At 65.9% G+C, this 22,903-nt stretch carries 19 protein-coding genes; 15 read left to right on the top strand and 4 right to left on the bottom strand.

Going from position 1 to position 22,903, the window contains the following annotated elements:
• Positions 1 to 155: 155 nt before the first annotated feature.
• The 6 genes from nirB to B3E91_RS10415 all read left to right on the top strand — a co-directional run bounded on the left by nirB (position 156) and on the right by B3E91_RS10415 (position 8,378).
• Positions 156 to 2,714, top strand: coding sequence for a nitrite reductase large subunit NirB (gene nirB, locus B3E91_RS10440; RefSeq protein WP_287029363.1), 2,559 nt, complete (start codon positions 156 to 158; stop codon positions 2,712 to 2,714).
• On the top strand, positions 2,714 to 3,088 hold the full coding sequence (gene nirD / locus B3E91_RS10435; protein ID WP_287029362.1) for a nitrite reductase small subunit NirD: 375 nt from the start codon (positions 2,714 to 2,716) through the stop codon (positions 3,086 to 3,088). Before nirB ends, nirD begins: the two co-directional genes overlap by 1 nt.
• Positions 3,089 to 3,401: 313 nt before the next feature.
• Positions 3,402 to 4,613 carry an MFS transporter gene (locus B3E91_RS10430; protein WP_287029361.1) on the top strand — a complete coding sequence of 404 codons (1,212 nt, stop codon included), beginning with the start codon at positions 3,402 to 3,404 and terminating at the stop codon, positions 4,611 to 4,613.
• An 8-nt stretch (positions 4,614 to 4,621) separates the two neighbouring features.
• Positions 4,622 to 6,286 carry a bifunctional protein-serine/threonine kinase/phosphatase gene (locus B3E91_RS10425; RefSeq protein WP_287029360.1) on the top strand — a complete coding sequence of 555 codons (1,665 nt, stop codon included), beginning with the start codon at positions 4,622 to 4,624 and terminating at the stop codon, positions 6,284 to 6,286.
• Between the two features lie 34 nt (positions 6,287 to 6,320).
• On the top strand, positions 6,321 to 7,085 hold the full coding sequence (gene cobA, locus B3E91_RS10420) for a uroporphyrinogen-III C-methyltransferase (RefSeq protein ID WP_282338553.1): 765 nt from the start codon (positions 6,321 to 6,323) through the stop codon (positions 7,083 to 7,085).
• 12 nt (positions 7,086 to 7,097) lie between these two features.
• Positions 7,098 to 8,378, top strand: coding sequence for a nitrate regulatory protein (locus tag B3E91_RS10415; protein ID WP_287029359.1), 1,281 nt, complete (start codon positions 7,098 to 7,100; stop codon positions 8,376 to 8,378).
• Positions 8,379 to 8,402: 24 nt separating this feature from the next.
• On the opposite strand, the gene B3E91_RS10410 is transcribed toward B3E91_RS10415, so the two are convergent.
• Positions 8,403 to 9,002, bottom strand: coding sequence for a tRNA-(ms[2]io[6]A)-hydroxylase (locus B3E91_RS10410; RefSeq protein WP_287029358.1), 600 nt, complete (start codon positions 9,000 to 9,002; stop codon positions 8,403 to 8,405).
• 210 nt (positions 9,003 to 9,212) lie between these two features.
• On the opposite strand from B3E91_RS10410, the gene B3E91_RS10405 reads away from it, so the two are divergent.
• Positions 9,213 to 10,076 carry a universal stress protein gene (locus B3E91_RS10405; protein ID WP_090230624.1) on the top strand — a complete coding sequence of 288 codons (864 nt, stop codon included), beginning with the start codon at positions 9,213 to 9,215 and terminating at the stop codon, positions 10,074 to 10,076.
• A 55-nt stretch (positions 10,077 to 10,131) separates the two neighbouring features.
• On the opposite strand, the gene B3E91_RS10400 is transcribed toward B3E91_RS10405, so the two are convergent.
• On the bottom strand, positions 10,132 to 10,611 hold the full coding sequence (locus B3E91_RS10400) for a DUF1289 domain-containing protein (protein ID WP_090231071.1): 480 nt from the start codon (positions 10,609 to 10,611) through the stop codon (positions 10,132 to 10,134).
• 401 nt (positions 10,612 to 11,012) lie between these two features.
• Between B3E91_RS10400 and acnB the strand changes: the two genes are divergently transcribed.
• Entirely contained in the window at positions 11,013 to 13,613 is a 2,601-nt protein-coding gene (acnB, locus tag B3E91_RS10395; RefSeq protein ID WP_287029356.1) for a bifunctional aconitate hydratase 2/2-methylisocitrate dehydratase, read from the top strand.
• Between the two features lie 133 nt (positions 13,614 to 13,746).
• Positions 13,747 to 13,956 carry a YgdI/YgdR family lipoprotein gene (locus B3E91_RS10390; protein ID WP_090230619.1) on the top strand — a complete coding sequence of 70 codons (210 nt, stop codon included), beginning with the start codon at positions 13,747 to 13,749 and terminating at the stop codon, positions 13,954 to 13,956.
• A 231-nt stretch (positions 13,957 to 14,187) separates the two neighbouring features.
• On the opposite strand, the gene ampC is transcribed toward B3E91_RS10390, so the two are convergent.
• Positions 14,188 to 15,351: a class C beta-lactamase gene (gene ampC, locus B3E91_RS10385; protein ID WP_287029355.1), complete on the bottom strand. Its 1,164-nt coding sequence runs from the start codon at positions 15,349 to 15,351 to the stop codon at positions 14,188 to 14,190.
• A gap of 227 nt (positions 15,352 to 15,578) precedes the next feature.
• On the opposite strand from ampC, the gene alaC reads away from it, so the two are divergent.
• Together alaC and B3E91_RS10375 are read left to right on the top strand one after the other, a co-directional pair.
• The gene (alaC, locus tag B3E91_RS10380) at positions 15,579 to 16,811 is read left to right on the top strand and encodes an alanine transaminase (protein WP_287029353.1); all 1,233 of its coding nucleotides are present in this window, start codon (positions 15,579 to 15,581) and stop codon (positions 16,809 to 16,811) included.
• 68 nt (positions 16,812 to 16,879) lie between these two features.
• Complete coding sequence (locus B3E91_RS10375) at positions 16,880 to 17,323, top strand: thioesterase family protein (RefSeq protein ID WP_287029352.1); 444 nt, start codon at positions 16,880 to 16,882, stop codon at positions 17,321 to 17,323.
• A 46-nt stretch (positions 17,324 to 17,369) separates the two neighbouring features.
• On the opposite strand, the gene B3E91_RS10370 is transcribed toward B3E91_RS10375, so the two are convergent.
• Positions 17,370 to 18,599: an acyl-CoA dehydrogenase gene (locus B3E91_RS10370; RefSeq protein ID WP_273233396.1), complete on the bottom strand. Its 1,230-nt coding sequence runs from the start codon at positions 18,597 to 18,599 to the stop codon at positions 17,370 to 17,372.
• A 149-nt stretch (positions 18,600 to 18,748) separates the two neighbouring features.
• Between B3E91_RS10370 and B3E91_RS10365 the strand changes: the two genes are divergently transcribed.
• The 4 genes from B3E91_RS10365 to B3E91_RS10350 all read left to right on the top strand — a co-directional run.
• A complete protein-coding gene (locus B3E91_RS10365) occupies positions 18,749 to 19,684 on the top strand; it encodes a LysR family transcriptional regulator (protein WP_287029350.1) in 936 nt (311 codons plus the stop codon).
• A gap of 246 nt (positions 19,685 to 19,930) precedes the next feature.
• Positions 19,931 to 20,308, top strand: a complete 378-nt coding sequence (locus B3E91_RS10360) for a MerR family transcriptional regulator (protein WP_273233391.1) — start codon at positions 19,931 to 19,933, stop codon at positions 20,306 to 20,308.
• Positions 20,309 to 20,357: 49 nt separating this feature from the next.
• Positions 20,358 to 21,521 (top strand): isovaleryl-CoA dehydrogenase, encoded by a 1,164-nt coding sequence (locus B3E91_RS10355; RefSeq protein WP_287029349.1) that lies wholly within the window; start codon positions 20,358 to 20,360, stop codon positions 21,519 to 21,521.
• 70 nt (positions 21,522 to 21,591) lie between these two features.
• A partial coding sequence (locus tag B3E91_RS10350) for a carboxyl transferase domain-containing protein (RefSeq protein ID WP_287029348.1) occupies positions 21,592 to 22,903 on the top strand: 1,312 nt, incomplete at its 3' end.

Here is a 22,903-nt window from a genome sequence, read left to right as displayed (position 1 = left end):
CGCCGCAGCGTGCCGTCGAAGACCGCAACGCTCCGCCAGGCAGCCTGGCGAACGGCACCACAATTCATATGAAGAACAGGCAAAGGCGCCCGCGGACCGAAAGGTCCCGGGCGTTTTTTTTTGCCTCCAGAAAACCGTATCGGTCGGGGTAACCCATGAACTCAGCCACCTCCTTCAATCCTGTGCGGACGCTAATCGTCATCGGCAACGGCATGGTCGGCCACCACTGCGTCGAGCAACTGGTCGCCATGGGTGCCCTGCAGCGCTATCGCATCCACGTGTTCGGCGAGGAAGGCCAGCGCGCCTACGACCGCGTGCACCTGTCCGAATACTTCGGCGGCCGCGATGCCGAGTCGCTGGCCATGAGCGACGCGGCGTTCTACCAGCAGCCGGGCCTGACCCTGCACCTGGGCATGCCGGTGCTGGAGATCGACCGCCAGCGCCGCGAAGTGATCACCGCCAACGGCTGCTTCCCCTACGACAAGCTGGTGCTGGCCACCGGCTCCTACCCGTTCGTGCCGCCCATCGAAGGCGCCGAAGGCAATTCGCGCCTGGTCTACCGCACCCTCGACGACCTGGACGGCATCCGTGCCGCCGCCGGCGACGCGCGTCGCGGCGTGGTGGTCGGCGGCGGCCTGCTCGGCCTGGAAGCGGCCAACGCGCTGAAGTCCCTCGGCCTGGAAGCTCATGTCGTGGAGTTCGCCCCTCGCCTGATGCCGGTGCAACTGGACGACCAAGGCGGCGCGGCGCTGAGGGCGCGCATCGAGGCACTGGGCGTCGGCGTGCACCTGTCGCGCGCTACCCAGTCGATCAGCACTGGCGAGCAGCATCGCTACCGGATGAACTTCGCAGAGGGCGAGTTCCTGGAAACCGATCTGATCGTGTTTTCCGCCGGAATCCGCCCGCAGGACGCCCTCGCCCGCCAGTGCGGACTGGAACTCGGACCGCGCGGCGGCATCGCCGTCGACGAGCACTGCCGCAGCAGCGACGCCGACATCTACGCCATCGGCGAATGCGCCGCCTGGAACGGCAGCGTCTTCGGCCTGGTCGCGCCAGGCTACCGGATGGCGCGCAAGGCCGCCGCCGAACTCTGCGGGCAGCCGTGCGACCCATTCCTCGGTGCCGACATGTCGACCAAGCTCAAGCTGCTCGGCGTGGACGTCGGCTCCATTGGCGACGCCCACGGCGCCAGCGCCGGCTCGCGCAGCTACCGCTACATCGACGAAGCCACCTCGAGCTACCGCCGCCTGGTGGTTTCCGCCGACGGCAAGCAGGTACTCGGTGCGGTGCTGGTCGGCGACAACAGCTACTACGACACCCTCCTGCAATACGCGCAGAACGGCATCGCCCTGCCGGCCGACCCGGCCAGCCTGATCCTGCCGCGCGGCGAGTCCGCGCCGGCACTGGGCGTCGACGCGCTCCCCGCGACAGCGACCATTTGTTCCTGCCACAACGTCAGCAAGGGCGCGGTGTGCTGCCAGGTAGACGCCGGTGTCACCGACCTCGGCGAACTCAAGGCCGCGACCAAGGCCGGCACCGGCTGCGGCGGCTGCAGCGCCCTGCTCAAGCAGGTCTTCGAGCACGAACTGAGCGCCCGTGGCGTGGCCGTGGACAAGAGCCTCTGCGAGCATTTCGCCTTCACCCGCCAGGAACTCTACGGCATCGTCCGCGTGGAAGGCATCGAAAGTTTCGACACCCTGCTCGCCCGCCACGGCAAGGGCGAAGTCGGCTGCGACATCTGCAAGCCGGTGGTGGGCTCGATCCTCGCCTCCTGCTGGAATCGGCCGATCATGGAGCCTTCGTTGGTGCCGTTGCAGGACACCAACGACACCTTCATGGCCAACATGCAGAAGAACGGCACCTATTCGGTGGTGCCCCGCATTCCGGGCGGCGAGATCACCCCGGACGGGCTGATCGCCATCGGCGCGGTGGCGAAGAAATACGACCTCTACACCAAGATCACCGGCGGCCAGCGTATCGACCTGTTCGGCGCTCAGCTGCATGAACTGCCGGACATCTGGGGCGAACTGATCGCCGCCGGCTTCGAGACCGGCCACGCCTACGGCAAATCCACACGCACGGTGAAGTCCTGCGTCGGCAGCACCTGGTGCCGCTACGGGGTGCAGGACAGCGTGAAGATGGCGCTGCGCATCGAGCACCGCTACAAGGGCCTGCGTTCGCCACACAAGCTCAAGTTCGCGGTGTCCGGCTGCACCCGCGAGTGCGCCGAGGCGCAGAGCAAGGACATCGGCGTGATCGCCACCGAACACGGCTGGAACCTCTACGTCTGCGGCAACGGCGGCATGCGTCCGCGACATGCCGAGTTGTTCGCCACCGACCTCGACGACGACACCCTGATCCGCACCATCGACCGCCTGCTGATGTTCTACATCCGCACCGCCGACAAGCTGCAGCGCACCTCGGTCTGGCGCGAATCGCTGGAGGGCGGGCTCGACTACCTCAAGGCCGTGGTCCTCGACGACAGCCTGGGCCTGGCCGGCGAACTGGAGGCGCAGATGCAACTGGTGGTGGACCGTTACGAATGCGAATGGGCCAACGCCCTCGCCGACCCGGACAAGCTCAAGCGCTTCCGCACCTTCGTCAACGACCGCGGCGGCGACCCCGACATCCGCTTCGTCAAGGAGCGCGGCCAGCGCCGCCCGGCAAACGCCAACGAACCCGAACTGATTCCCCTGACCGTGGAGAGCGTCTGATGAACACCTCGAGAGAAACGCACGCGGCGATGGGCGGCAACGACTGGCGGGAGGTCTGCGGCGAGCGCGACCTGGTCGCCGAGTCCGGCGTGGTGGTGCTGCTCGAGGGCCGGCAGATCGCGCTGTTCTACCTGCCGCAGCAGGCCGACCGGCCGCTCTATGCCCTCGACAACCGCGACCCGAAATCCTCCGCCAATGTGATCGGCCGCGGCATCGTCGGCCAGCTCGGCGGCGAACTGGTCATCGCCTCGCCGCTGTACAAGCAGCACTTCCGCCTGGAAGACGGCAGTTGCGTGGAGTATCCCGAACAACGCCTGCGCGCCTGGCCGGTGCGCTTGCGGGACGGCAGGGTGGAGGTTTTCGACAGCGTGTGATTGCTGCGCGAAAAGCGCACCAAAACGATGTCGGGCGCACTACTTGGCGGCAGGAAAACCATCGCAAAGATGGGCACTCCAGCCCCACGCAACGCGGTCTGCGCCCAGATACCTTCAAATTACGGCCACCGTGCCGCAAATACGTTTTCTACCGTTCGAATACCAGCCAATGGCCTGCTCCTTGCATTTGCCAAACCGCGGATGATCCCCATGGTCATCCACCTCCTGACAAAGGCGTCAGGGCATCCACCCCGTAAACGGGACGATGCTCTGGCGTTTTTTTTTGCGCCTGAAAAAGATGAGGGGATTCACGATGAACTCCAGTTTCCTGAAAGCCGGCCACACGCCGACGCTGTTCGCGGCCTTTCTGTATTTCGACCTGAGCTTCATGGTCTGGTATCTGCTCGGGCCGATGGCCGTGCAGATCGCCACCGACCTGCAACTGACCACCCAGCAGCGCTCGATGATGGTGGCCACGCCGATTCTCGCCGGGGCGGTGTTCCGCCTGATCCTCGGCTTGTTCGCCGATCGGACGTCGCCCAAGACCGCCGGCATCTTCGGCCAGTGCGTGGTCATCGCCGCGCTGGCGGTGGCCTGGCTGGCGGGTGTGCACAGTTACGAGCAAACGCTGCTGCTCGGGCTGTTCCTCGGCTTTGCCGGCGCCTCCTTCGCCGTCGCGCTGCCGCTGGCGTCGCAGTGGTATCCGCCGCAGCACCAGGGCAAGGCCATGGGCATCGCCGGCGCCGGCAACTCCGGCACGGTGTTCGCCGCGCTGTTCGCGCCGGCGCTGGCGAAGATGTTCGGCTGGAACGACGTGTTTGGCTTTGCCCTGATTCCGCTGGTGATCACCCTCGCGTTGTTCGTGCTTTGCGCCCGTAACGCCCCCCGGCGACCGGCACCGAAGCGGATGGCCGACTACGCTCGCGCCCTCGGCGACAAGGACAGCTGGTGGTTCATGTTCTTCTACAGCGTGACCTTCGGCGGCTTCCTCGGCCTGGCCAGCGCCCTGCCCGGCTACTTCCATGACCAGTACGGCCTCGATCCGGTGACCGCTGGTTACTACACCGCCGCCTGCGTGTTCGGCGGCAGCCTGTTCCGCCCGCTGGGTGGCGCGCTGGCCGACCGCATCGGCGGCATCCGCAGCCTGCTGGCGATGTACACCCTCGCCGCCATCTGCATCGCCGCGGTGGGCTTCCACATTGCCAGTTCGCTGGTGGCACTGAGTCTGTTCGTGGTCGCGCTGCTCAGCCTTGGCGCGGGCAACGGCGCGGTGTTCCAGCTGGTGCCGCAGCGCTTTCATCGCGAGATCGGCGTGATGACCGGATTGATCGGGATGGCCGGCGGCATCGGCGGCTTCCTGCTGGTGTCCGGCCTCGGTGCGGTGAAGCAGGCGACCGGCGATTACCAGCTCGGCCTGTGGCTGTTCGCCAGCCTGGCGGTGGTTGCCTGGTTCGGCCTGTGCGGCGTCAAGCGTCGCTGGCGCACCACCTGGGGCTCCGCGGCCTCCACCGCAGCGCGCGTCTGAGCCCGCGCATGTCGCTCAAGCTCGTCATCGGCGAAGCCAGCGCCACCGGCCCGCGCGAGGAGAACCAGGACGCGTTGCGCAGCGTGCTCCCGGAGCCCTCGCTGGCCGGCAGCAAAGGCTGCCTGTTCGCCCTGGCCGACGGCGTGAGCTACTGCGCCGACGGCCGACTGGCGGCGCGGTCCAGCGTGCAGGCTCTGGCGCAGGACTACTACGCCACGCCGGAAACCTGGAGCGTGGCGCAGAGCCTGGAAAAACTGCTGCAGGCGCAGAACCGCTGGCTGCAGACCGCCGGCAACGGCCAGCCGCTGCTGACCACCCTGTCGGCGCTGGTGCTGCGCGGGCGGCGCTTCACCCTTGCGCATGTCGGCGATTGCCGGGCCTACCGCTGGCGCGACGCCGGACTGCGCCGGCTGAGCCAGGACCATGTCTGGCAGCAGCCAGGCATGCAGCATGTGCTGACCCGTGCCCTGGGCCTGGAAAGTCACCTGGTGGCCGACTTCAGCGAGGGCGAACTGAACGTCGGCGACACCCTCCTGCTGCTCAGCGACGGCGTGTGGAGCATGCTGGGCGACGCGGGCGTGCGCAGCGTGCTGCAGGCCACCGACGACCCTCGCTCCGCCGCGCAGGCGCTGGTGCATGCCGCGCACTGCGCCGGCAGCCAGGACAATGCCAGCGCGCTGCTGATCCGCGTGGAAGCGCTGCCGGAAAGCGACTGGCAGGACCAGGCCGCCAGTTGGCCACCGGCGCCGGTGCTCAAGCCGGGCCAGCGTTTCGAGGGCTGGCAGGTGCTGGCGCTGCTCAGTGAATCGCAGCAGTCGCGGCGCTATCGCGTGGCCGACGAGCAGGGCCGGCACTGGCTGCTGAAGACGCTGCCCGCCGCGTTGGCCGAGGATGGATCGGCCGCACAGGCACTGATGATGGAGGAATGGTTGCAGCGCCGCGTGCCGGGCCGCGCCTTCGTCGAAATCCATCCGCTGCCCCAGCGTCGCCACCTGTACTACGTGCAGCGCGAGTACGCCGGTCGCAGCCTCGCCGAGCAGCTCGAGGCGGACGGCCCCTTGCCGCTGGGCGAATGGCTGGATTGCGCGACGCGCCTGCTACGCGCGGTCGGCCAGTTGCACCGGCGCAACATCCTGCACCGCGACATCAAGCCGGAGAACCTGCACCGTGGCGCGGACGGCGAGCTGCGCCTGCTGGATTTCGGCCTGGCCTATTGCCCCGGGCTGTCGCGCGACGGTGCCTACGGCCTGCCGGGCACCCCCAGCTACATCGCCCCGGAGCGCTACCACGGCGCCGAGCCGGAGCCGCGCCAGGACCTGTTCGCCGTCGGCGTCACGCTGCATCGGCTGCTCACCGGGCAATTTCCCTACGGCGAGGTCGAGGCGTTCCAGGTTCCACGCTTCCATTCGCCGCCGGCGAGTGCGGCCCGACGCCGGCCGGAACTGCCGGCCTGGCTCGACGCCTGGCTGGCGCGTTGCCTGGCCAGCGATCCGGCCGACCGTTTCGAAACCGCCGAAGAAGCCCTGCTGCAGCTGGAACAGGGCGAACGCCAGCCGCCCACCCTCGCGCGCCCGCTGTTGCAGCGCGAACCCCTGAAAACCTGGCGGGCGATCGCCGGGCTGTCGTTGTTGCTCAACCTGGTACTGATCCTCACCTGGCTCTATCGGCACTGAGACCGACCGCCAACCACCTGACGAGGTAAATCGAATGAACGCGAAAGTCTGGCTGATCGGCGCCGGCCCCGGCGATCCGGAACTCCTCACCCTCAAGGCCGTGCGTGCCCTGGGCGAAGCCGAAGTGGTGCTGCTCGACGACCTGGTCAATCCGCAGGTCCTCGCGCACTGTCCGCAGGCGCGCGTCCTGCGCGTCGGCAAGCGCGGCGGCTGCCGCTCCACCCCGCAGGCATTCATCCAGCGCCTGATGCTGCGCTACGCCCGCCAGGGCCGCTGCGTGGCACGCCTGAAGGGCGGCGACCCGTGCATCTTCGGCCGTGGCGGCGAAGAAGCGGCATGGCTGGCCGGACATGGCGTCGCCTGCGAAATCGTCAACGGCATCACCGCCGGGCTGGCCGCCGCCACCCAGTGCGGCATCCCGCTTACCCTGCGCGGCGTGGCTCGCGGGGTCACCCTGGTCACGGCGCATACCGAGGACGGCGCCAGCCCCGACTGGTCGGCCCTGGCGCGCAGCGGCACGACGCTGGTGGTCTACATGGGCGTGGCCAAGCTGGGCGAAACCCGCAATCATCTTCTGGCCGGAGGCCTCCCGGCCGACACCCCGGTGGCGATGATCGAGCAGGCCTCGCTGCCGGGCCAGCGCGAGTGCCGCTCCACGCTCTCGCGCATGCAACGGGACGCCGCGGACTTCGCCCTGCAAAGCCCTGCCGTGCTGGTGATCGGCGAAGTGGCGGCATGCCACGTGCATCAGTTCGCCGGTGCCTCCATGCGCGACCATGGAGCGGCCGCGATCCTTTGAAGGAGCAAGACCATGACCGACGACAGCATGCCCGCCGCCCTGCGCTTCATGCTCGCCGCCCGCCGCTGCGAACTGCAGAGCCTGGAAAGCCTGGCCGTCACCTGCGAACTGGTAACGATGATCAGCCAGCTGGTGCATGCCCTGCAGAAGGAGCGCGGCTACTCGAACATGTACCTGGGCAACGTTCAGGAGCGCCTGCTGACCACCCTCGACCGCCTCAGCGACGAGTCCCGGCACAGCGAGAAGCAGCTGCGCGACTGCCTGGAGCAGCTCGATCTCGGCGGCTCGACGGACAAGGCGCGGCTGCTCAACCGGATCGCCTTCGTCCTCTACAGCCTCGACGACCTGCCGCGCCTGCGCCGCCGCGTCCGCGAACAGCGGGTGACCTCCAGCGAAGCGATGACGGGCTTCACCCGCCTGATCGGTGGCCTGCTCGCCGTGGTCTTCGAGGCCGCCGACACCGCCCTCGACCCCGAGCTCACCCGCGCCCTGGTGGCGATGTTCAACTTCATGCAGGGCAAGGAGCTCGCCGGCCAGGAGCGCGCGACCGGCGTCGCCGGGTTCGCCGCCGGCTACCTCGACGACGCGCAGCATGAACGAATGCGCCACCTGCTCGAAGGGCAGCAGCGCTGCTTCGACATCTTCCGCGAGTACGCCAACTCGTCCGCGCTGGCGGTCTGGGAAGATCTCCTGGCGGGCGACATGGAGGCCCAATTGCGATCGCTGCGCGGGGTCGCACAACGCACGGCGAAGAACGCGGCGGTGGACGCCGATCTCGGTGAGCTGTGGTTCGACGTCTGCACCCGGCGCATCGATGCGATGAAACAGGTCGAGAACCTGCTGGCCCGGGACCTGCTGCAACGCTGCCGGCAGAGCATCGCCGATGCCGGCGCCGATCTCGACAACCACCGCGCATTGCTCAAGCGCCTGGTCGGGAATGCCGCGAACACCCAGCCGGTGCTGTTCAACGTCCAGGGCACCGCGCTCGACGGCTCGCCGCAGGACGGTATCGGCAGCCAGCTGAACCGCTCGATCCTCGACCTGGTTCACGAACAGACGCAGCGCCTGCAAGCACTGGGCGAGGAATTGAAGGACGCGCGCAGCACCCTCAGCGAGCGCAAACGCGTCGATCAGGCGAAAAACCTGCTGATGAAACGCTATCAACTGAGCGAGCAGGCCGCCCACGAGCAACTGCTGCGCACTGCGATGGACAGCGGCAAACGCCTGGCCGAGGTGGCCGACCAGGTGATGACCCATCTGCGCAAGGAAGCTGCCAACGCGGCACGGGGTTGAACGGATTGGCGAATGCCTGATCGATCAGGCCGGCACGCCGCTGTGGAAGCGGAGCTCGCTGTCCGGGCTCTGGATCAGCTCGGCTTCCGCCGCCCTCACCCGCTCGATCGTCTGCTCGACATCCGCGGCGTCGCCGTACTGATAGGCGAAACGCAGGTAGTTCTGGAAATGCCGGCCCTCGGACTTCAGCAGCCCGTAGTAGAACTTGCCCAGTTCCTCGTCCAGATGCGGCACCAGCGCGGCAAAGCGCTCGCAGCTGCGCGCCTCGATGAAGGCGCCCACCACCAGCGTGTCCACCAGCTTCTGCGGCTCATGGCTGCGCACCGTGCTGCGCAGGCCGGAGGCGTAGCGGCTGGCGGAAACCGGGCGCAGGCCGATCCTGCGCTTCTTCAGCAGGCGCAGGACCTGCTCGTGGTGCACCAGCTCCTCGCGGGCCAGGCGGGACATATAGTTGATCAGGTCGAGGTGCGCGTTGTAGCGGGCGATCAGGCTGAGCGCCGTGGACGCGGCCTTGAACTCGCAGTTCTTGTGATCCAGCAGCATCACGTCCTGCTGCTGCAACGCGGCGGCGATCCAGGCGTCCGGCGTGCTGCAACCGAGGAATTCACCGATCTCAGGCAGCATGCGCACGCTCCCCATGAAGCAGAAGGCGAACGGCGGAACGCGGGGAGACGGTGTGGAAAGGCATGGCGGCTCGGGTCGATATCGCGAAGCGCAGCATTATACGAATGCACCGTCGCAGGGCCAGCCTGGCGCGGTTGATATGCATCAACCGCGGCGCCGGACCCAGCGTCTACAGTCATTCGGGTCGAAACAGGCACGAGGGACAGCACCATGCACGCCATCCGCAGCATCCTGGTGGTCATACAGCCCGATCAGACCGATGACCTGGCACTCAAGCGCGCCCGCCTCATCGCCGGCGTAACCCAGTCGCACCTGCATCTGCTGGTCTGCGACAACAAGCGCCAGCACGCCACCTACCTCAACGAGCTGGTCAGCGAACTGGAGCGGGACGGCTACAGCGCCAGCGCGCAGCAAGCCTGGCAGGACACTCCTCACCAGACGGTGATCAACGCCCAGCAGGCCGAAGGCTGCGGGCTGGTGATCAAGCAGCACGTGGCGGAAAACGCCCTCAAGCGCCTGCTGCTGACTCCGGATGACTGGAAACTGCTGCGTTACTGCCCTGCCCCGGTGCTGATGGTGAAAACCGACAGGCTCTGGACCGGCGGCAAGGTGCTCGCTGCCGTCGATGTCGGCAACTCGGACAGCGAGCACCGCACGCTGCACGCCAGCATCGTCAGTCATGCCTACGACATCGCCGAACTGGCCAATGCCTCGCTGCACGTCGTCAGCGCCCACCCGGCGGCGATGCTTGCTTCTGCCGATCCGACCTTCCAGCTCAGCGAGACCATCGAGGCGCGCTACCGGGAGGCGTGCGCGGTGTTCCAGACGGAGTACGACGTACCGGCGGAACGCCTGCACGTCTGCGAAGGCCCGGCCGACGTGGTGATTCCCCAGGTGGCGGACCAGTTGCACGCCGCCGTCACGGTGCTCGGCACGGTGGGGCGCAGCGGATTTTCCGGCGCGCTGATCGGCAATACCGCCGAAGTGGTGCTGGATTCGCTGGACAGCGATGTGCTGGTGTTGAAGCCGGACGACATCATCGACCACCTTGAGGAACTGGTCGCCCAGCGCTGAACGACGCCCATGAAAAAGCCGCCTCCGGGCGGCTTTTTCGTTGCGCGGGTGCGTCTCAGGGGAAGCGTTGCTCGACACCTTCGCGGAGGAATTTCGGCGCGATGTAGCGCTCGTAGTGCGCCTCGGACAGGATGAAGAACTCGCGGTCGATGGCGTCGCGCAGGTCAGGCAGCGTCCAGCCGCGAAACTCCGGCATCAGCACCACGCCATAGGCATCCAGCTGGCTGATCACCCGCGCGCCACGGGCGATCAGTTGGTAGGCCCAGCAGTACGCCGACTGTTCGGGGACGAAGCGGATCTGCCGCTGTTCGAGCTGCTGGCGCAGGCGCGAGGTATCGAACACCTCCAGCTTGGCCTGCATGACCTGATCGAGAAGCACCTCGAGACGCGCCCACACCGCGCGGCGCTCGTCCTCGTTATAGGCGTTCCAGTTGACCACTTCATGGTGGAAGCGCTTGCAGCCTCGGCAGACCAGATCGCCGTAGACGGTGGAGCAGAGACCGACGCAGGGCGTCTTGATGCGCTGATTGGACATGGCGAACAACGAAAGGCGGGCGGCGAAACAGGCCGGCATCTTAGCCCTTTGTCTAACACCGGTCACCCCGTCCGACTGCCGGTCCGCGGCTTAACTTCGCACCCGTTTTCCGGTAGGATGAGCTCCGCCGTTTTCGGCGCCAATGTCCGTTCGAAGCTGTTTTCAAAGCGTCACGAGCACAGTAACTCCCGTCAGGACGATTCGTTGGCGCAGGCATGTCGACCCGCTCGACCTGCAATGCGCCAGCCCTCATCAAGCCCGATCCTGCGGCGTAAAACTTTGAAAACAGCTTCTGGATGGAAACCGACGGACCCTGGCCGACCCGCCCAAGAAGCGGAGAAGCGCATGCGTAAGTCGGTTTCCACTATGTGTCCTCCGGGACCACTGATGAGGGTAAAACTGTGCTTGAAGCCTACCGCAAACACGTACAAGAGCGTGCCGCCCAGGGTATCGTGCCCCAGCCGCTGAACGCCGAGCAGACCGCAGGCCTGGTCGAGCTGTTGAAGAACCCGCCCGCCGGCGAAGAAGAATTCCTCCTCGATCTGCTCACCAACCGCGTACCGCCGGGCGTCGATGAAGCCGCCTACGTCAAGGCCGGTTTCCTTTCCGCGCTGGCCAAGGGCGAAGCCACTTCCCCGCTGATCGACAAGAAGCGCGCTGTCGAACTGCTCGGCACCATGCAGGGCGGCTACAACATCGTCACCATGGTCGAGATGCTCGACGACGCCGAACTGGCAGCCACCGCCGCCGAGCAGCTGAAGCACACCCTGCTGATGTTCGACGCCTTCCACGACGTGGCCGAGAAGGCCAAGAGCGGCAACGCCGCCGCCAAGGAAGTGCTGCAATCCTGGGCCGACGGCGAGTGGTTCACCAAGAAGCCGGCGATCGCCGAGAAATACAGCCTGACCGTGTTCAAGGTCACCGGCGAAACCAACACCGATGACCTGTCGCCGGCGCCTGACGCCTGGTCGCGCCCGGACATCCCGTTGCACGCCCTGGCCATGCTGAAGATGGCCCGCGACGGCATCGTTCCCGACCAGCCGGGCTCCATCGGCCCGCTGAAGCAGATCGAGGAGATCCGCGCCAAGGGCTTCCCGGTCGCCTACGTGGGTGATGTGGTCGGTACCGGTTCGTCGCGCAAATCCGCCACCAACTCGGTGCTGTGGTTCTTCGGCGACGACATCCCCTACGTGCCGAACAAGCGCGCGGGCGGCTTCTGCTTCGGCTCGAAGATCGCGCCGATCTTCTACAACACCATGGAAGACGCAGGCGCCCTGCCGATCGAGTTCGACGTGTCGAACATCAACATGGGCGACGTGATCGACGTCTATCCGCATGCCGGCAAGGTCTGCAAGCACGGCACCGACGAAGTCATCACCACCTTCGAACTGAAGACCCCGGTGCTGCTCGACGAAGTCCGCGCCGGCGGCCGTATTCCGCTGATCGTCGGCCGTGGCCTGACCGACAAGGCCCGCGCCGAGCTGGGCCTGCCCGCCGCCGACCTGTTCAAGAAGCCTGACCAGCCCGTTGCCAGCACCAAGGGTTTCACCCTGGCGCAGAAGATGGTCGGCAAGGCGTGCGGCGTCGAGGGCGTGCGCCCGGGCACCTACTGCGAACCGAAGATGACCACCGTCGGCTCGCAGGACACCACCGGCCCGATGACCCGCGACGAGCTGAAGGACCTGGCTTGCCTGGGCTTCTCCGCCGACCTGGTGATGCAGTCCTTCTGCCACACCGCGGCCTATCCGAAGCCGATCGACGTCACCACCCACCACACGCTGCCGGACTTCATCCGCAACCGTGGCGGCGTGTCGCTGCGTCCAGGTGACGGCATCATCCACAGCTGGCTGAACCGCATGCTGCTGCCCGACACCGTCGGCACCGGCGGCGACTCGCACACCCGCTTCCCGATCGGCATCTCCTTCCCGGCCGGTTCCGGCCTGGTGGCGTTCGCCGCCGCCACCGGCGTCATGCCGCTGGACATGCCGGAATCCGTGCTGGTGCGCTTCAAGGGCAAGATGCAGCCCGGCATCACCCTGCGCGACCTGGTTCACGCGATTCCCTACTACGCGATCCAGAAAGGCCTGCTGACCGTCGAGAAGAAAGGCAAGAAGAACATCTTCTCCGGCCGCATCCTCGAGATCGAAGGCCTCAACGAGCTGACCGTCGAGCAGGCGTTCGAGCTGTCCGACGCCTCGGCCGAGCGCTCGGCTGCCGGTTGCACCATCAAGCTGCCGGAAGGCGCCATCGCCGAATACCTGAACTCCAACATCACCCTGCTGCGCTGGATGATCGGTGAAGGTTACGGCGACGCCCGCACCCTGGAGCGCCGCGCCAAGGCGATGGAAGCCTGGCTGGCCGATCCGAAGCTGATGGAAGCCGATGCCGACGCCGAGTACGCCGAAGTCATCGAAATCGATCTGGCGGAAGTTACGGAGCCGGTGCTCTGCGCGCCGAACGACCCGGATGATGCCCGCCTGCTGTCCACCGTCGCCGGTGAGAAGATCGACGAAGTGTTCATCGGTTCGTGCATGACCAACATCGGTCACTTCCGCGCCGCCGGGAAACTGCTGGACAAGGTCAAGGGCTCTATTCCGACCCGCCTGTGGCTGTCGCCGCCGACCAAGATGGACCAGCACCAGCTGACCGAGGAAGGCTACTACGGCATCTACGGCAAGGCCGGCGCACGCATGGAAATGCCGGGCTGCTCGCTGTGCATGGGCAACCAGGCACGCGTGGCGTCGAACTCCACCGTGGTTTCCACCTCCACGCGTAACTTCCCGAACCGCCTGGGCGACGGTGCCAACGTCTACCTGGCCTCCGCCGAACTGGCAGCGGTCGCGTCGATCCTCGGCAAGCTGCCGACCGTCGAGGAGTACATGGGCTACGCGGCGAACATCGACAGCATGGCTGCCGACGTCTACCGCTACCTGTCCTTCGACCAGATCGCCGAGTACAAGGAAGCGGCTGCCAGCGCCAATATCCCGGTCGTCCAGGCCTGATAGCGACGCAGCAGCAAGGAAGGAGCCCCGCCCAGTGCGGGGCTTTTTCTTTTCTTGGGGAGCATCCGTTGCTCAGGCTTGTCAGAACCTGGGAACGCCTTTGGCGAATCACGATCCCGTAAGGAGCTACAGCATGAAACAGTGGATTTTTGCCGTCTTCTGCGTACTCGGTCTGGCCGGTTGCGCCCACGACTACATCATCGCCACCAACGACGGGCAGATGCTCAGCAGCGACAGCAAGCCGGAGCTGGACGAAGACACCGGCCTGCTGGAATTCGAGGACAGCGACGGTCGCAAGCAGCAGATCCCGCAATCGCAGGTCAAGCAGGTCATGGAACGCTGAGTTCCAAGCCAACCGAAGCCCCGCCCCGGCGGGGCTTTTTTATGCCATCGAAGATTTGAAGCGAAGCGCCGCGCTGCCGGCCGACGCAGTTGCCGAGCGGATGGCGCTGGCCAAACAGGGTCGGAATTTCGTCGGGACGGATTGCTCGGCGCCGGAAACCCGCGCCGCGAAAAAAGGCGCTACGCGCATTGGGGCTTTGGCATGCTCCTGCGCCCGAAGAATGCCTGGCCCTCAGCGCTGCGCCTTCAGCACCTGCTGCAACAGCGCATAGGACGCCCGCACGCGAGCTTCGAGGGGCACGTTGCGGTTGGCCAGCATCACCACGCCGATGCGCTCGTCCGGCACGAAGGCCACGTAGCCGCCAAAGCCATTGGTCGAGCCGGTCTTGCCGAACAGCACGCCCTGCTCGTTTGTTTCCCGCTTCGGCAGTCGAGTCGCAGGCTGCGCTTCCAAGGCCATGGACGGCGCGTTGCCGGCCAGCAGTTGCTCGCGGGAAAGCGGCCAGGGGTAGCGCTCCCAGACCATCGCCTGGGTGAAGTTCTGGGTACGCGTCACGCCCTGATGGGTCGTCTCGATGGCCGCCGCCAGCGGCGCCGGCACGCTTGCCTCGCCCAGGTTGATATCGATGAAACGCAGCATGTCGTCGACGTTCGATTTCACGCCGTAGGCCTCGGCATCGAGGACACCCGGGCTCACGCGAATGGCCTTGTTGTCCTGCCGCGCGTAGCCGTAGGCGTAATCCGGCATCCGAGCGGCCGGCACCTGAACGTAGCTGTGATTCAGCGCCAGCGGCGCGAGCACCTGATCATGCAGCGCCTGGGCGTAGGGCTGGCCGAACGCCTGGGCGGAAACACGCCCCAGCAGGCCGATGCTGAGGTTGGAGTAGGAGCGCTCATGACCGGCGCCCGGCGTGGGTTTCCACTGCCGCAGCCAGTTCATCAGGCCGTTGTCATCTTTGACCTGATCCGGCACCTGCAAGGGCATGCCACTGCTCTGGTGCGTGGCCAGGTCCATCAGGCTCAGCTCTCCGGCCGGGCTGCCGTCGAGCGGCTTCAGATGCGCGCCAACCCGGTCATCGAGCGACAACAGCGCGCGTTCCTGGGCCAGCGCCGCCAGGGTTACGTTGAAGGTCTTGCTCAGCGAGCCCAGCTCGAACAGCGTCTGGCGGGACACCCTCGTCGCCGCTTCGCGGTTCGCCAGCCCTTTGGTGAACACATAGTGCCTGCCCTGCCAGGTCACGCCGACCGCCAGGCCGGGTACGTCGTACTGCGCTATCAGCGGCGCGAAGAGCGTGTCGGCCTCGGCCTGGAACCACTGTTCGGACATGGCCGCCGCCGGCAGCGTCACGGAAAGGCTGGCAGTAAACAGGCCCAGGACGATGGAGCGGCGAGTCATCGGATAAGGTTCTCTCTCGTTGTGCAGGGCGGAACCATCTGGGCGTCCAAATGAGCGTTGCCGTTCGAGTCGCCGGAAAGCCTATCGTTCGTGGCGGCCAGCAACCGCTATGCTGCGCGCATCGAGACGCTCGACAAAGCCTGCGCCGGGCCTTATTGTCCGGCCTGGCCACCGCAGTGGCCGACGTCGCTCGGACGGTTCCGGGCGCTCACGTTTTCGAGGCAAGCATGACTGAAGTCCGCACCGCGCGCCGCTTCGCGCGTATCGATCGTCTCCCCCCCTACGTTTTCAACATCACTGGCGAGCTGAAGATGGCCGCGCGCCGTCGTGGCGAGGACATCATCGACCTGTCGATGGGCAACCCGGACGGGCCTACCCCGCCGCACATCGTCGAGAAGCTCTGCAGCGTGGCCCAGCGCGAAGACACCCATGGCTATTCCACCTCGCGCGGCATTCCGCGCCTGCGCCGGGCGATCTCGCGCTGGTATGCCGATCGCTATCAGGTGGACATCGATCCGGAAGACGAGGCCATCGTCACCATCGGCTCCAAGGAAGGCCTGGCCCACCTGATGCTCGCCACGCTGGACCATGGCGATACGGTGCTGGTGCCCAACCCCAGCTACCCGATCCACATTTACGGCGCGGTGATCGCCGGCGCCCAGGTACGCTCCGTCCCGCTGGTGCCGGGCATCGACTTCTTCACCGAACTGGAACGGGCGATCCGCGAATCGATCCCTAAGCCGAAGATGATGATCCTCGGTTTCCCCTCCAACCCGACCGCGCAGTGCGTCGAGCTGGATTTCTTCGAGCGCGTGGTCGCGCTGGCCAAGCAGTACGACGTGCTGGTGGTGCACGACCTGGCCTACGCCGACATCGTCTACGACGGCTGGAAGGCGCCCTCGATCATGCAGGTGCCCGGCGCCAAGGACATCGCGGTGGAGTTCTTCACCCTGTCCAAGAGCTACAACATGGCCGGCTGGCGAATCGGCTTCATGGTCGGCAACAAGCAGCTGGTGAACGCTCTGGCGCGGATCAAGAGCTATCACGACTACGGCACCTTCACGCCGCTGCAGGTCGCCGCGATCGCCGCTCTTGAAGGCGACCAGCAGTGCGTGCGCGATATCGCCGAGCAGTACCGCCAGCGTCGCAACGTGCTGGTCAAGGGCCTGCACGAGGCCGGCTGGATGGTCGAGAATCCCAAGGCGTCGATGTACGTCTGGGCGAAGATTCCCGACGCCTACGCGGCGCTCGGCTCGCTGGAATTCGCCAAGAAACTGCTCACCGATGCCAAGGTCTGCGTGTCGCCCGGCGTCGGCTTCGGCGACTACGGTGACGACCACGTGCGCTTCGCCCTGATCGAGAACCAGGACCGGATCCGCCAGGCGGTGCGCGGCATCAAGCACATGTTCCGCGCCGACGGCCTGATCGGCTCGGCCAAATCGCATACCTCCGAAAGCTGAAGCCGTCAGCTCCCGGCCTCGCCCGAGGCCGGGTTTTCCCTCCCCTCCCGCCCCATAGAGTTGCCGACATGGCCCGCCTGATTCTCGACTTCCCGGAAGACCAATACTGCTTCAGCACCCAGCTGACCGTGCGCATCACCGACATCAACGGCGCCAACCACCTGGGCAACGATTCGATGATCTCGATGATTTCCGAGGCCCGTGCGCGCTTCCTGTTCGAGTACGGCATCGGCGAATCGCGCAGCGACGGCAGCGGCATCATCGTCACCGACCTCGCCACCACCTACAGGGCCGAGGCTCATGCCCGCGATCAGTTGCTGTTCGAGGTGGGCGTGATGGACTTCAACCGTTACGGCGGCGACATCACCTTCCGCATCACCCGGCCCGCCGATGGCCGGCTGATCGCCATGGCCAAGTCCGGCTTCGTGTTCTTCGACTATCGGCAGTCGCGGGTGGTGGCGATGCCGGAAGCCTTCCGCGCGCTGTTCCCCAGGGTGAACTGGCTGGACTGAGGTAAAACGAAAAAGCCCGCTTTCGCGGGCTTTTTTTGGCGCGGAATCAACGCCCCGAGCGCAGCATCTCCCGCGGCACGTACTTGCCGATCTCGTACTTGCCGACCGCCATGCGGTGCACTTCGTCCGGCCCGTCGGCCAGGCGCAGAGTGCGCTGCATCGCCCAGAAGTATGCCAGCGGAGTGTCGTTGGATACACCGGCACCGCCATGGATCTGGATCGCGCGGTCGATGACGTTCAGCGCGACGTTCGGCGCGACCACCTTGATCTGCGCGATCTCGCTCTGCGCCACCTTGTTGCCCACGGTGTCCATCATATAGGCGGCGTTGAGGGTCAGCAGGCGTGCCTGGTTGATCTCGATGCGGGAATTGGCGATGTGGTCGATGTTGCCGCCCAGACGGGCCAGCGGCTTGCCGAACGCGGTGCGGCTGGCGGCGCGCTTGCACATCAGCTCCAGTGCCCGTTCGGCCATGCCGATCGAGCGCATGCAGTGGTGGATACGGCCAGGCCCGAGGCGGCCCTGGGCGATCTCGAACCCGCGCCCTTCACCCAGCAGCACGTTCTCGTAGGGAACCCGCACGTTCTCGAACAGCACTTCGGCGTGGCCATGCGGCGCGTCGTCGTAACCGAACACCGGGAGCGGGCGGAGGATGGTCACGCCCGGCGCATCGCTCGGCACCAGGATCATCGAGTGCTGCTGGTGACGCGGCGCATCCGGGTTGGTCAGGCCCATGAAGATCATGATCTTGCAGCGCGGATCGCAGGCGCCGGAGGTCCACCACTTGCGTCCGTTGATCACCCACTCGTCACCGTCACGCACGGCGTTCGCCTGCATGTTGGTAGCGTCGGAGGACGCCACGCCCGGTTCGGTCATGGCGAAGGCGGAGCGGATTTCCCCCCTCAGCAGCGGTTCCAGCCATTGCTGCTTCTGCGCTTCGTTGGCGTAGCGCACCAGGGTTTCCATGTTGCCAGTGTCCGGCGCCGAGCAGTTGAACGGCTCGGAGCCCATCAGCGAGCGGCCCATGATCTCCGCCAGCGGCGCGTATTCCATGTTGGTCAGGCCGGCGCCGTACTCGGACTCCGGCAGGAACAGGTTCCACAGCCCTTCTGCGCGCGCCTTGGCCTTGAGCTCCTCCATAATCGCCGTGGGCTGCCAGCGGTCGCCCTCCGCAACCTGCCGCTCGAAGACCGGCTCGGCGGGATACACATGGGCTTCCATGAACGCGGTGACGCGTTCGCGCAGTTCCTGAACCTTGGGAGAGTAGGAGAAATCCATCGCGGCAAACCTTCTAGGGCGGTTTTCGTTAAGTGATGGAGAAGATGCTAGAGCAGCGATTTGGATTAATCGAAGCTATTTTTGTCGTGTATTAACATTCATAACTTATATATGATCGGCCCATAACAAAGACAAAAGGACGCGTGACAATGAACCTCAGCAAGGTCGACCTCAACCTCTTCATCGTGTTCGACGCCATCTACAGCGAGGCCAACCTGACCCGCGCCGGACAGATCGTCGGCATCACTCAGCCCGCGGTGTCCAACGCCCTCGCCCGCCTGCGCGAAACCTTCAACGACCCGCTGTTCGTGCGTACCGCCCAAGGCATGGTGCCGACGCCGATGGCGCAGAACATCATCGGGCCGGTGCGCAATGCGCTGCAGTTACTGCGGGTGTCGGTTCAGGAGAGCCGCATCTTCAACCCGCAGCAGGCGAACAAGACCTACCGGGTCAGCATGACCGATCTCACCGAGGCCGTGCTGCTGCCGCCGCTGTTCCAGCGCCTGCGCCGCCTGGCACCGCAGGTGTGCATCGAAAGCATGCTGTCGCGGCGACGCGAAATGACCAAGGAGCTGGCTGCCGGGCGCCTGGATTTCGCCGTCGATGCGCCGCTGAACACCGACCCTCAGGTACGCCACGTCAAGCTGCTCGACGACCGCTACGTCTGCGCCCTGCGCCGCGGCCATCCGCTGGCGAAGGAGAAGATCAGCCTCGACGACTACCTGTCACTCAGCCACATCCACATTTCCAGTCGGCGCAGCGGCCTCGGCTACGTCGACCTGTCGCTGGGCAAGATGGGCATCCAGCGCCGAGTGGTACTGCGCTCGCAGCATTACCTGATGGCATCCACCGTTTTGCAACAGACCGATATGGCGATGACCGTCCCCGAGCGCTTCGCTAAGCGGCACGACCTGCATTACGTCGACCTGCCGGTGAACGACGTGCCCAACGTCGAAAGCCATCTCTACTGGCACGAAAGCACCGACCAGGACCCGGCCAACCGCTGGATGCGCGAACAGCTGATCGAGATCGCGCAGAAGGTCTCGGCGAGCGAGCAGAAGGCCGTCTCCGCAGTTGCCACATGAGGTTTGCTCGCTAAATCATTGATTGAAAAGGCCGATTGAAAGCTAAAGTAGATTCTAGCTTTCAACGGCCTGCGCTTCACGTCGAGCTCGTTGAGCGGAACGCTCACTGCCCAAATCCGACCCTCGACACAAACCTCCCCGCCTTCACTCCCCGTACTCCCAGCCAATCGGCAGCGCTCCAATCTGGTTGACGTTAACGTCAACCCTGCTTTACGTTAACGTCAAGCAAACACTGAGGTCACCTCGATGAGCCGCTATTCCATCTCCGATCTCGCCCGCGAGCTGGACATCACGCCCCGCGCCATCCGCTTCTACGAGGAGCAGGGCATGCTGGCGCCCGAGCGCCGCGGCCAGGAGCGTGTCTACGGCAGCCGCGACAAGGTGACCCTCAAACTGATCCTGCGCGGCAAGCGCATCGGCTTCTCCCTGGCCGAATGCAAGGAACTGATCGAGCTCTACGATCCGGCCGAGGGCAATCGCGTTCAGCTGGAAACCTTCATGCGCAAGATCGAGGAGCGCCGGGCACAACTCGACCAGCAGTTGCTCGACATCGAACAAATGAAACTGGAACTGGACACCGCCGAGGAGCGCTGCCGGGCGGCGATGGCCGCCACCACCGCCTGACGCCGATCGCTGCACGACTCACCACAACAACAAGAAACAGGTGATCACCATGAGCTACCCAAGCCTCAACTTCGCCCTGGGCGAAACCCTCGACATGCTCCGCGAGCAAACCCGGGCATTCGTCGCCAGCGAACTGGCACCGCGCGCCGCCGAGATCGACAGCAGCAACCAGTTCCCCCTGGACATGTGGCGCAAGCTCGGCGACATGGGCCTGCTGGGCATCACCGTCGAAGAGGAATACGGCGGCTCGGGCCTGGGTTATCTGGCCCATGTGATCGCCATGGAGGAGATCAGCCGCGGCTCGGCATCGGTCGCCCTCTCCTACGGTGCGCACTCCAACCTGTGCATCAACCAGATCAAGCGCAACGGCACGGCCGAACAGAAGGCCCGCTACCTGCCGAAACTGGTCAGCGGCGAGCACGTCGGCGCCCTGGCGATGAGCGAACCGAACGCCGGCTCCGACGTGGTCAGCATGAAATTGCGCGCCGACCGGCGCGGCGACCGCTACGTGCTCAACGGCAGCAAAACCTGGATCACCAATGGCCCGGATGCCGACACCTACGTGATCTACGCCAAGACCGACCTGGAGAAAGGCCCGCACGGCATCAGCGCCTTCATCGTCGAGCGCGACTGGAAGGGTTTTTCCCGCGGCACCAAGTTCGACAAGCTCGGCATGCGCGGCTCCAACACCTGCGAACTGTTCTTCGACGACGTCGAGGTGCCGGAAGAGAACGTGCTCGGCCAGCTCAATGGCGGCGTGCGCGTGCTGATGAGCGGCCTCGACTACGAGCGCGTGGTGCTCTCCGGCGGCCCGACCGGGATCATGCAGGCATGCATGGACGTGATCGTGCCGTACATCCACGACCGCAAGCAGTTCGGCCAGAGCATCGGCGAGTTCCAACTGATCCAGGGCAAGGTCGCCGACATGTACACCCAGCTCAACGCCAGCCGCGCCTACCTCTACGCCGTGGCCCAGGCCTGCGACCGCGGCGAGACCACGCGCAAGGACGCCGCCGGGGTGATCCTCTACACCGCCGAACGCGCTACGCAGATGGCCCTGGATGCGATCCAGATCCTCGGCGGCAACGGCTATATCAACGAATTCCCCACCGGCCGGCTGCTGCGCGACGCCAAGCTCTACGAGATCGGCGCCGGCACCAGCGAGATCCGCCGCATGCTGATCGGTCGCGAGCTGTTCAACGAGACCAGGTGATCCGTAGGGTGCGCCGCGCGCACCGCACACACTGCCATGGTGCGCACGGCGCACCCTACAGGAAGCACAGATGACCATCCTGCACACCCGGATCAACCCGCGTTCGCCCGAGTTCGCCGCCAACTGCGCCGCGCTGCTGGAGCAGGTCAACGCGCTGCGCGCCCTGCTCGCCCGCGTCCATGAAGGCGGCGGTACCAAGGCCCAGGAACGTCATACCGCGCGTGGCAAGCTGCTGCCGCGCGAACGCATCGACCAGTTGCTCGATCTCGGCTCGCCGTTTCTCGAGATCGGCCAACTGGCTGCCCACGAGGTCTACGGCGAGGAGGTTCCGGCCGCCGGCGTGGTCGCCGGCATCGGCCGCGTCGAGGGCGTGGAATGCATGATCATCGCCAACGACGCCACGGTGAAAGGCGGCAGCTACTACCCCTTGACCGTGAAGAAGCACCTGCGCGCCCAGGCCATCGCCCAGCAGAACCGCCTGCCGTGCATCTACCTGGTGGACTCCGGCGGCGCCAACCTGCCGCGCCAGGACGAGGTGTTTCCCGACCGCGAGCACTTCGGGCGGATCTTCTTCAACCAGGCCAACATGAGCGCCCAGGGCATCCCGCAGATCGCCGTGGTGATGGGCTCCTGCACCGCTGGCGGCGCCTACGTGCCGGCCATGGCCGACGAAGCCATCATGGTGCGCAACCAGGCGACGATATTCCTCGCCGGGCCGCCGCTGGTGAAGGCCGCCACCGGCGAGGTGGTCAGCGCCGAGGAACTGGGCGGCGCCGACGTGCATTGCAAGACCTCCGGCGTCGCCGACCATTACGCCGAGAACGACGAGCACGCCCTGGCCCTGGCCCGGCGCTGCATCGCCAACCTCAACTGGCGCAAGCAGGGCGAGATCAACAGCCGTGTGCCGATTGCCCCGCGCTACGCCGCCGAGGAGCTGTACGGGGTGATCCCGGCCGACGCCAAGCAGCCGTTCGACGTGCGCGAAGTGATCGCGCGCCTGGTGGACGACTCGGCCTTCGACGAATTCAAGGCGCTGTTCGGCGCCACGCTGGTCTGTGGTTTCGCCCACCTGCATGGCTACCCGGTGGCGATCCTGGCGAACAACGGCATTCTCTTCGCCGAATCGGCGCAGAAAGGTGCGCACTTCATCGAACTGGCCTGCCAGCGCGGCATTCCGCTGCTGTTCCTGCAGAACATCACCGGCTTCATGGTCGGGCAGAAATACGAGGCCGGCGGCATCGCCAAGCACGGCGCCAAGCTGGTCAACGCGGTGGCCTGCGCCCGCGTGCCGAAGTTCACCGTGATCATCGGCGGCAGCTTCGGCGCCGGTAACTACGGAATGTGCGGCCGCGCCTACGATCCGCGCTTCCTGTGGATGTGGC

It is taken from the genome of Pseudomonas sp. UBA6310, assembly GCF_002438225.1.
Taxonomy (GTDB): Bacteria; Pseudomonadota; Gammaproteobacteria; order Pseudomonadales; family Pseudomonadaceae; genus Pseudomonas_O; species Pseudomonas_O kuykendallii.
This window is presented reverse-complemented; position numbering and strand designations above follow the sequence as displayed.